This window comes from Rickettsia fournieri (genome assembly GCF_900243065.1).
In the GTDB taxonomy this organism is placed as follows: domain Bacteria; phylum Pseudomonadota; class Alphaproteobacteria; order Rickettsiales; family Rickettsiaceae; genus Rickettsia; species Rickettsia rickettsii.
In genome coordinates this window covers 295,267-305,736 of record NZ_LT978483.1, presented here as the reverse complement: position 1 = coordinate 305,736, position 10,470 = coordinate 295,267, and the positions used below count along the sequence as shown (strand labels likewise).

Here is a 10,470-nt window from a genome sequence, read left to right as displayed (position 1 = left end):
ACCACATTCAGGAAAATATTGTTATGGAAAAACTCCTATGCAAACTTTTAAGGATAGTAAAAAATTAGCTGTTGAAAAGAATAATGAAATCTTGTATCTTGAATACGTCTCTGACAGTCAAAATTTAACTGACAATCAGGTGCAAAATTTATAGTGTCTGTAAGATCAAATCTTGACTTCTACAGATTATATTACCATAAAATGAGCCATAGCTTCATTCCAATTTGGGATGGGCATGAACCATTTTGTGGTAATATAATCAATTGTCAGATATAAAACTTTGAATACTGAGTCGTCATTTGGAAAAACACGTTTATTTTTTGTAACTTTTCTCAACTGGCTATTCAATGATTCTATTGCATTTGTAGTGTAAATTATCTTACGAATCCTGTCAGGATATTGCAAGAATATTATCAAATGCTCCCAATTATTATACCAAGATTTAGCTATATGCGGATATCGCTTGCTCCATTTTTTATCAAAATTCTCTAACGCTAATTCCGCTTCTTTTTCAGTAGTAGAAGTATAAATTAGCTTCAAATCCGCTGCTAATTGTTTTCTATCTTTATATGATACATACTTGAGACTATTCCTAATTTGATGAACTATACAAAGCTGATGTTCCGTCTTTGGATATACTGCTAAAATAGCTTCAGACATTCCGCTTAGATTATCGCTACAAGCAATTAAGATATCTTTTACTCCTCGATTCTTCATTTCAGTAAAATTACCAAGCCAAAACTTAGCTCCTTCATTCTCACTGATCCATAATCCTAAAATATCTTTTTTCCCAAATAAATCTATACCTAAAGCTACATATACTGATTTATTAATGATAAGTTTATCTTGTCTTACTTTAACTACCAAACAATCAAAATATACTATAGGATATACTGACTCAAGAGGCCTACTTTGCCAAATTCTTACCTCATCTATTACTTCATCTGTAATCCTGCTGATTAAGCTCTCACTGATCTCAGCTCCATATAATTCTTGCAATTGGCTTTTAATATCAGACAAACTCATGCCCTTTGCATATAAGGATATTATCTTTTGGTCTAATCCATCTATTCTTGTTTGTTTCTTTGAAACTATTATTGGCTCAAACTTACCTTGCCTGTCTCTTGGAATATTTAGCTCTATAGAGCCATTCTCACTGATCAGATTCTTACTAAAACTACCATTCCTCGCATTCTCAGTTCCAGCTCTATCATACTTGCTGTAACCTAAATGCTCTGACATCTCAGCTTGCAGGACTCTTTCTAAAATACCCTTAGTTAATTCCTTAATTAATCCATTCTGACTAAGTACTGCCTTTAAATCCGCCCCTCCTTCTATTAATAGATCTATTGCTTCATTTATTTTTTTATTCTTTTCTACATGCATTGCTGTTACCTATATTTTTAATTACTTCTTAATATAGGCTCAATAATAATTTACACAATCATTGCAAAAGACTCCAAAAGCTGATCAATATCACATTGATATTTTCTACGAATGGATTTTATTTCAGCCCATTTATGTTCAATAGGATTTAGATCAGGACTATATGCAGGTAAATACTCAAGCGTAAAACCGGCATCTCGAATATAATCTTGCATATCCTTATTCTTATGGAAAGTTGCATTATTCAGCACAAGCACGCTATCTTCCGGTAATTTTGGAATCAAGTCTTGTTTCACCCAACTAGTAAAAGTTTGTGTATCGATATTATGCTCAAATAAACTAACCGTCAGAAGTTGTTTTCCAAGTAAAGCTCCTATTGCATTAGTCCTACCCTTTGCTGCCCAATCATGCATGCCATAACATCTTTCTCCTTTTAATGCATATCCATGCGTTCTTGGCATTGAATTTGCAAACCCACTTTCATCAATATATACAACTGGCTTTTCTTTCTTCTCATATTCAAATATTTTATTTTGGAAGCTCTGTCTCTCTTCTTCCTTGCGTTTCGGATGTACTAGGCTTTTTTTTATAGGTTACATTTAGTCGTTTTAATGTATCTCCTACTGTTCTTATACCTACTCCTAGACGTTTAGCTCTTTCATAATGATAGCCATCAGGATATTTCTTTATATCTACTTTAAGTGCTTCTATATCTATTTTGGTTGCAGGTTTATTGCGACTCCTCTCCGGCTCAAGCTTCTGTTCTCAACGTACTAAGGTAGTTTTTCCTATTCTGAATCGCTCAGCCGTTTGCTTATAGCTCAATCCTTCTTGCTCTTTTATCGAAATTACTTTTCGACGGGAATCTATACTGTATGTCATAATTATATTTTATAGCCTTTTTATCCCGCCTTGGCTATATTACATGAAATCAGTGTAAAGTAAGAAATTGAGCAATTTATAGCTAAACCACTGTAAAACAGTTATGTTATATAGTAATTTAGCTATATTACTTTAATACTGTATCAATTTTATCCGTTTCTAACACACTTACTACATCAGCATAAATGCTGTATTGCTAATGACGAATATTACAAGTCTAGCAGACCATATCGTACTTATGGGTAAAGTTAAGCATTTACTCCATGTTAATCGTACTATTGCAAAATCTCACCCCTGTATTCTATCTCAGCTTTCCTACTACAAAAAGCGAAAGATACTTTAAAGATCTTCTTTATATGAGGATGAGACCTAATTCTAGTATCATATGCTTTATTATTTATTTGCTGTAATCCTACTTGTGCTAATTTTACTAATTCTTCCTCTTTCTCACTTACTTTATATTCAATAAGAAAAGCTTTATCTCCTATATCTTTTCTTGCAATAAGTAGGTGATCAAACCTACCATAACCTGATTCTATATTTGATTCTATAATATATTGCTGAGATAAAGGAGAAAATATACCTCCCATCAAGTTGTGATAATCTCGCTCTTTACATAAATCATGACAAGATGTTGAATCTCTAAAGTATTCTTTTAACCTCTCTACAAACTTATCTACATCCCCACAGGTCAGTAATCCTATAAAACCATCATAATCAGTTGTCGGCATCTTTAATTTATTACTTACCCAATCTTTTATTCGATTAACATATATGCTTCTTATTTCTTTATTTGGGATAAATAAACGATATTCTTCATCATTATTATCAAGTTCAGCATTTAAATAACCTGTAAATACTAGTAAACTAAAAAATACATTCTTGTTATTAGCGATATCCTCAAACGATATTTGTTTATATAACTGCTTAGTTATTTTCTTATTTTCTAGTAATTTTTGTAAATCTTCCTGTATATCATCAGATCTCAATACTTTATCGATTAAATCTGTTCCTCCACTATCTAACCAATAACGATCTAACTGACCATTGCGAGATATACATTGCATTATAGACCATGGATTGTAGACTAACTCTCCACCAATCTTATAACCATTATACCAATCTTTTATTTTATTTTGATTAATCTGAGATGGTGTACCAATAAGTAATTCTGATACTTCTTGTTCAGTAAAACCATAAAATTTAGCAAAATTCTGATCAAGCACTGTATATTCAGTAAGATTATTTAAATCAGAAAATAAATTAGCCTTAGCAATTCTCAATATTCCTGTAATTACTCCCTTCTCTAAATACTCATTACCTTTTAAACATGCCCCTAATATACCTCTAAACAATTCAACTACATCTTTAAAACCTTGCTCTTGATTCCTAAAAGTTGCATATGCATTATTGATTGGTGTATCATACTCATCAATCAATATGTATACTTTTTGCTTGAAATGCTTAAACAGTAGCTTGCTCAAAAACAATAATGAACTATGTAGTTTATCTATTGTTATATTATTCGTTAAATAGTCTTGAAACTTTTGTTTATCTATATCACTAATCTTACTGCTATTAGTTAAATATTGATGATACTCAAAAACATTGGTAATTTTTTCCATTACCTTAGCTTCTATAGTTTGATAATTACTACCTTTTATATCTTTGAGGCTAAGAAAAATTACTGGAAAATTACCTTGCCTTTTCATTGCATACGATACACTTGCTATCCTTAAAGGTTTTAATTGTTTCTCTTCATTAAAGCCTATATTAATCTTACCACCTAAAAATAATTTCTTATTTACTCTTTGTGCTTCCGGAACAATGTTACCATGGCCATCTACTTCTATTTCAAAAAACCGTTGTATCATACTCATATTAATACTTTTGCCCCACCTCCTTGGTCTGGCTATCAGTATTGCTTCACTATAATCTTCTAATAATTCTTTGATCATTAGGCTTTTATCAACAAATATATCTCCCTTTACTATTAGCTTATAAAAATCATCAGTACCTAACATTATTTTAGATAGGTTAGCTATCATTCTGTGATTTAGCGTTCTTCTTAGATAATTTGTACATTTATTCTCATAATTATTAATCTCTTGCTCTATTTTTATTGATTCTTCTTGTGATATATCGAAAAACTTTTCCTTTATACCATGAACATAATCTTTAAAAAATCTCCTGATCTTTTCTTTGATGATTACTTTATTAACACTCTTAATAGCTTCCTGCCAAATTATATGACTATGCGTTAATTTGTATAAATATGAACTACTATGCTCCCCATATATAGAATATACCTTATAGATTAACTTCTTAATTTTTAAACTGTAAAGATCACAATTAATCTCATAAGGTAAAAAAATAGGCAAAGAACCATATCCACTAAACTCAGTATGTAATTCCCTGACTACCGGTCCATGCTCCCATGCTTCTATTTCTTCCTTAAATAGTGGCTTATCATATAAAGCAAGATGAATGCCTTGGACTAAATACATTAGCTTTTGTAGTTTTAGTTGTGTAATTACATCACCTGCTTCTCTATCCACTAATATCAAAAAATACTTAGCTACATCAATGCTACTTAGTATTTCCTCCTCCTGTGCTTGCTCTTTTATCTCTCTACTCTCTGTCATAATCTTACTTTTATATTGAATGTTACGGTTCTAGCTCTTGACCAACTCAGCTGATTGCAACTTTAACATAGAATAGCTGTAAATACCACATCTTAAGATTGATAACTTACCTCACTAGCAACAGCTGGTTTATGTTGTTACATAATGCATCGCATCTTGTTTTATGCTATTCTGTAAAATTTCATAATTGCAAATTACACCTAGGCAGTGTTTTTCTAATCGCCCTGCAATCTCAGGTATTTTTAAGTAAACAGCTAAAGCTAAAAATATCTGTAAAGTTTCAGAGGTGGTTTGCCAGATCTTGTCAAGAGACTTAGCTCTAACCGTCTGCATATTATGTAATCTATCAAACAGCTTAATTAATAATAAATCATCCTTCTTTTGCAGATATAATATCTTAACCATTTCTACAGCACTAATCTTATAATCTTTTTTAATTCTGGTTAAATCTTCAACATAAGAAGCTATCTTATCACTAAATGCTTCTGCTATCATTTCTTGAGTCAACTCTGTATCCTCAATAGCATCATGTAATATGGCAGTAACAATAAGATCAGTTTTACATGAGTAATCAGCAACCATATATGCTACTTCTAAAGAATGAGTATAAAATAATTCCCCAGTTTTTCGCTTCTGTTCACCATGATATTTTTTGGCATAGTAAATAGCCTTACTAACTTGATTAAAATCTATCTTATTTGTCGTATATTTACTTAATAGCAAAAGTTTATGTAATAATCTTTTACTGTAATAACAATTTAAAAACTCGTGATATTTATAATTGATTTGATTCTTAACCATATTTTGTCATTCTTTACTTATATATTAAGTTTAGTTAACTAAACTAATAATAATCAAGCAGTTCTTACTCATTAGGTCAATTTTTATAGTTACAAGTATAAGGTCTTGTAAATTTGCATTACAAAACCTTAGTCATTGGGGATTATTAGACTTTTTCCCAATTAGAAGTAAAGTTTGCAATGGGGCTTTGGTGATATATAGGTAATGTTACTGGTATATTGCATGTAACAGTAGTACTCTTACCTTCTTCACTTGCTACCTCAATATCTCCATGCATTTCGTGAATAAGTTTTTTAACAAAGCCAAGCCCTAATTTTAACCCTGTATACCCGGTTGCAGCATCAAATTCAATATCCTGACCTCTAATATATTGCTGTATTTCTTCAGACATACCAATACCCGTATCATGGATAATAAATTGTAGCACCATCTCTTTATTATCTTCTTCTATAGTAGTAGGAAATAGATTGATTGTGACAATGACTTTGCCGTCTTCAGTAAATTTAACTGCATTAGCTACTAATTGTTCTAATATTGCCGATATCCAGTAACTATTTCCAATAATTATCTTTTCTATATTATACTGAAAATTACAAAAAAGATCTAAGCCTTTATCTTCAGCCTCCGGCTTAATTTTATTAACAGTGTCATTTACTAATTGCTCTAGATCAAAAGCTTGTCGATCTATGGGCACGAATTTGCTATCTTTGTGCAGCAAATTCACTAGATTGTGAGAATAATCTAATAGTCCCTTAGCACAATCTATGACAATGTTAGATAAGGAGTTCTTTTTGTTAGGATCTGTTTCTCCCCCGTACAATGTCAGCAGCTTGGAGAGCATGTCATTACATGATATATCTAATTTATTACTAATATTTTTAATTAAATCTACCTTGAATATATTAGATTCTTTTAGTTCGTGCTTTACCTTTTGTAACTCTTGCGCTAATGTTTGAGGGGTGTCTGTAACACTATATGTTTGCTCAGATGGCATTAATGTGACAGATATAGGAGATAATTGCAATATCCAAGCTTGCTGTCCCATATTTTTAACTTGATTATTATCTTTTTGTTGATTTGTGTTATTAATTATCATAGCATCTCCTTGCTGTTAAGGTTAAGAAAACAGCTCAGAGGTTAAAGTGGTAAAATGTTGTGTTTTTAACTTAACCTCTGAACTAGAGTTGCACCACGGCCGCTCTTAACAAGGACAGATATCACCACAATTCTGTGAAGTACAGAGGATTTTAGAGCTTTTTTGACAGATTTTTATCCAATATGACAACCAGCTGCATAAATGAGACATATCAAAGTCTTTAAGTACAATTCTAAAAAATCAATAAATATATTATTTATTATATCAGAAAATAGCCTAAAAGCTGCAAGAAACCTTGTTTTTACTGGCATATTAATGCATTTTTTGCTATAATTTACCTATCCATTAAATGCTTAAGATCTTTGTGTCAGTAAATAATTTAGAAAAGCCCGGTCCATTTCTGCAATGGGTTGGTGGCAAAAGAAAAATCGCCGATCAATTAACTAAATTTATCCCTTCTGGGTTAAATAATTACTATGAACCATTCCTTGGCGGTGGTGCTTTATTCTTTCATGTAAGAGATAAATTTAACCATTGTTTCTTATCTGATATTAATCTTGATTTAGTCACGTCCTATAACGCAGTTAAGAAGAATCCGGAGCAGGTTAGTAAATTGTTAGACTTCCATAAAGAACAACATTCTAAAGAACATTACTACCAAGTGAGAAGTAATAATGATAGTAATGATCCAGCAAAAATTACTGCCAGATTTATCTATCTTAATCGATATTCATTTAAAGGCATTTACCGAATTAATATTGATGGAAAAGCAGCGCAAAGTTTTTCCGGTAGGAATTATAGTAAATCTGATATTGCTGCTAGATTAAAACAATGTAGTCAGCTTTTAGCAGGCACTTCTATTTGTGCGCTGGATTTTTCTTTTATTGAACCTCAAAAGAATGATTTTGTTTATTTTGATCCTCCTTATCATCAATCAGGTGAGAAATTTTATACTAGATTACCCTTTGATGAAAGTGAGCAAACGAGACTTAAAGATTTTGCCAAAGAGCTATATAATAAAGGCGTTAAAATAATGATCTCCAATAGTGATACTCCTTTTATTAAGAATTTATACAAGAATTTTAATGTTAATATTATTAAAGTTAAATATTCTATGCCGGAGCATAATAAAATGTCTAATGAGGTAATTATCACAAATTATCAGCTACCATAAGTAAGATATAAGTCATCATGAAATATAAGTCACCATGAATCAAATTAGATTTCTTTGCTTGCTTTAGTTATTAGGTGCATAATTTCTTTTAAATCATTTGTAGTAGGGATACCATTATCATAATTCATCAACCACCTGTCTTCAGCATTTTTTATTTGGACAATATTTTCTTTTGTCGGGACCAGAAAATAATCTTTTATTTGATTTTTAAAAAATTTGCTCATTTCTTCTTTAGTAATAATTCTGTTAGTACAGATAATAGCTTGTTGCCAAATGGCATGTTGGCGTATTAAATCACGTAAATAAGCAACTGTATGCTCACCGTAAAAAGAATATATATTATAAATTAATATTTTTTGTTGTGCGTTATAAATACTAAAATCTATTTCTCCGGGCGACGGGATTGGAGTAGCAGCAAAATTACCAAATATTGCACGCAGACATGGCACTACAAGACCATACTGCCAAGCTTCAATCTCTTCTTTAAAAAGTGGCTTGTCAAATAAAGCTAGATGGCTGCCTTGGGAAAAATATATGAGCTTTTGTAATTTTAGTTGTGTTATTGTATCACCTAATTCTCGATTAACTAAGATTAGAAAATATTGTGCTACATTAAAACAACTTAATAATTCATCTTTTTGTGGCATATTCATTATTTCAATCCTTATCATTAAATTTTAGTAATGCAAAAGTAAATCCTTGCATTTGAAAAGCATCAGCTAAGTCATTCATATAACGGTTACGAACAAAATAATCATAAAAACTTGATTTTGCTTGGATAATTATTTTTTTATTTTGAGTATCTTCCGTTATTACTGTTAGCTTACTAAAGGTCCCGATATCAACATATCTACTATAGCGTTCAATTAGGAATTTTCTAACTTTGTACCACACTGAAGTTGGATCTAATTGTTTGCTTAATGCAAGTAAATAAGTTTGATCAGCTTGTTTAGGATCATTTTCTTTTTTACTTGCGGCATTAACAAATGGCGGAATAATTTGTAACTGTTTGACTTGAGCTCCATAAATAGTTTGTACTTGCTGTAGTATTTTATCTTTGCTATGTTCTGCAAGCGTAATATCTTTAAGCAATTTGATTTGATACCTATTATCTACTACCCCAATAAATAAGCAGGAGCTTAGTAATTCATAAGCTGAATCAGGATCAAAACTACCAACAATTTTACGTTTTAGCTGAGCTTGCAAGCTAGTATCAAGGCTACTTTCTATCTTATCTAGGTATTGCTCTTTAGCGTTGTTTAAGTCGCTAGATTTAAACTGAAACTTCTCACAATTAGCTTGAGTAGTTTCTCTCAGTTCATGAGCTAAAGCTTTAGCCATGTAATTTAAAAACACTTTTTTATGACCAAAATGATGTTCTGGGTATTGTTCGGCTAATTTCAATAAGAGCTTGTTAATAAAAGTAAGATTAAATTCTCGATTTGATTTTATCTGTAATAAATCAGCCTCTTCTTGGGTTAATGGATGGAAATCTGTTAATTTTTTTCTTTTGAACCAGCTTTTATAATTAACGGCATTAATTGCTGCATTATTGCTATTTGATGGTGTAGAGTCATATTTTTTAGAGATTTTATTAATAACTGCTTGTAGTGCAGTATTAATCCGTGTGGCACCTGTTGTGATATTAGCACTAGAGAAATTAGTATTACCAGCTTGTTGTTGATCATTGGTTGAGCTTGTTGTTTTGAATTGTAAATTTGTTTCAAGTTGTTGTTCTTGTAACTGAGTTTGGTGATTATGATTAAATATATTTTTTTCATTTTGAAAAATTGTAGATTCGGTAGATCTAGATTTATTAGATATATTTTTATTATTATCTATATATATTGTCTCATCCAAACTTTTTTGGGGTTGAGCCAAAATTTCTTTGGGTTTCACCCCAAAGTTTTTTGGAGTTGATGTAAAATTTTTTTCATTTTCAGGTGGTATTTTGCTAGAAACAGGTTGGAAATTTCTAGCTAGCTTAATACAAGGAGTATTACGGCATTTAATGCCATATTTAACTATTGTTGCTTTATAAAATTCGATAAAGCCACTCTTTTTTAACTCAATTAGACACTGTCTGACACGTTCTTGACAAACTCCCAAATGTTCTTCAAAGAAGTGATAAGTTTCTTGAAGTTCATCGATACTGTTATTATAATAGATTTGCAAGCGGAAGACTATAAGAGATAGGAGTTGTCTTGAGGTTTTACTTAAAATTTTGCCATTACTAGAGGATAGATTACTCCATTCAGGAGGGATAAAATTACCGACAAAATTGTAGAAAATGATTGCATTATTATCATTGTGATCATGTGTTAGACAATCAGGAGTGAAATGTGATGAGCATATAGTGTGCATAAGACCTCAACTTAAACATCAGTTTAGAAGAGGCAATTAAGGAGATAACAACACCATTTTTCAAAATGCGATGAGCATATAAGCAGCATATGGAGTAGGGGGGTAAAATTAGCAGATTAAGA

The 10,470-nt window shown here is 31.1% G+C and carries 8 protein-coding genes and 2 pseudogenes; 2 read left to right on the top strand and 8 right to left on the bottom strand.

The annotated features are described in order from the left end of the window. Positions 1-154 (top strand): annotated as a pseudogene (locus C4Q30_RS02795) (IS481 family transposase); the annotation flags it as partial. Between the two features lie 32 nt (positions 155-186). On the opposite strand, the gene C4Q30_RS02790 reads toward C4Q30_RS02795, so the two are convergent. From C4Q30_RS02790 to C4Q30_RS02765, 6 genes and pseudogenes are all read right to left on the bottom strand, one after another. Next, the gene (locus tag C4Q30_RS02790; protein WP_103897128.1) at positions 187-1,386 is read right to left on the bottom strand and encodes an IS256 family transposase; all 1,200 of its coding nucleotides are present in this window, start codon (positions 1,384-1,386) and stop codon (positions 187-189) included. A 50-nt stretch (positions 1,387-1,436) separates the two neighbouring features. Continuing rightward, a complete protein-coding gene (locus tag C4Q30_RS02785; RefSeq protein ID WP_209445197.1) occupies positions 1,437-1,976 on the bottom strand; it encodes an IS630 family transposase in 540 nt (179 codons plus the stop codon). Then, a pseudogene (locus C4Q30_RS10670) lies at positions 1,915-2,112 on the bottom strand (IS630 transposase-related protein); the annotation flags it as partial. The gene C4Q30_RS02785 and the pseudogene C4Q30_RS10670, both read right to left, overlap by 62 nt. A 431-nt stretch (positions 2,113-2,543) precedes the next feature. After that, a complete protein-coding gene (locus C4Q30_RS02775; RefSeq protein WP_103897126.1) occupies positions 2,544-4,913 on the bottom strand; it encodes an AAA family ATPase in 2,370 nt (789 codons plus the stop codon). Between the two features lie 129 nt (positions 4,914-5,042). After that, positions 5,043-5,714, bottom strand: a complete 672-nt coding sequence (locus tag C4Q30_RS02770; protein ID WP_103897125.1) for an HD domain-containing protein — start codon at positions 5,712-5,714, stop codon at positions 5,043-5,045. 145 nt (positions 5,715-5,859) lie between these two features. After that, a complete protein-coding gene (locus tag C4Q30_RS02765; protein ID WP_103897124.1) occupies positions 5,860-6,810 on the bottom strand; it encodes a sensor histidine kinase in 951 nt (316 codons plus the stop codon). Positions 6,811-7,174: 364 nt separating this feature from the next. Here C4Q30_RS02765 and C4Q30_RS02760 point away from each other — a divergent pair, with 364 nt between their 5' ends. Beyond that, entirely contained in the window at positions 7,175-7,984 is an 810-nt protein-coding gene (locus tag C4Q30_RS02760) for a DNA adenine methylase (protein ID WP_103897152.1), read from the top strand. Between the two features lie 44 nt (positions 7,985-8,028). Here C4Q30_RS02760 and C4Q30_RS02755 read toward each other — a convergent pair whose 3' ends face one another. Then, positions 8,029-8,631 (bottom strand): Panacea domain-containing protein, encoded by a 603-nt coding sequence (locus tag C4Q30_RS02755; RefSeq protein ID WP_245207445.1) that lies wholly within the window; start codon positions 8,629-8,631, stop codon positions 8,029-8,031. Positions 8,632-8,641: 10 nt separating this feature from the next. After that, complete coding sequence (locus tag C4Q30_RS02750) at positions 8,642-10,348, bottom strand: hypothetical protein (RefSeq protein WP_103897123.1); 1,707 nt, start codon at positions 10,346-10,348, stop codon at positions 8,642-8,644. Between the last annotated feature and the right edge of the window lie 122 nt (positions 10,349-10,470).